At 60.3% G+C, this 295-nt stretch carries 1 protein-coding gene; it reads left to right on the top strand.

Annotation, left to right across the window (positions count from 1 at the left end; genetic code table 11):
- A partial coding sequence (locus BK665_RS33570; RefSeq protein ID WP_311198560.1) for a citrate/2-methylcitrate synthase occupies nucleotides 1-295 on the top strand: 295 nt, incomplete at both ends.

The raw sequence follows: 295 nt of genomic DNA on the forward strand, positions 1-295 counted from the left end.
ACCCTGGCCGCGATGGTTTACAAGTACTCCATGGGCAAACCCATGATGTACCCGCGCAACGACCTGACATACGCGGAAAACTTACTGCACATGATGTTCAACACCCCGTGCGAGATCAAACCGATCAGCCCGGTACTCGCCAAGGCCATGGACCGGATCTTCATCCTCCATGCCGACCACGAGCAGAACGCATCGACTTCGACCGTACGCCTGGACGGTTCTTCGGGTGCCAACCCGTTTGCCTGTATCGCCGCCGGTATCGCTGCACTCTGGGGCCCTGCCCACGGCGGCGCGA

This window comes from Pseudomonas frederiksbergensis, assembly GCF_003732665.1.
Taxonomy (GTDB): domain Bacteria; phylum Pseudomonadota; class Gammaproteobacteria; order Pseudomonadales; family Pseudomonadaceae; genus Aquipseudomonas; species Aquipseudomonas frederiksbergensis_G.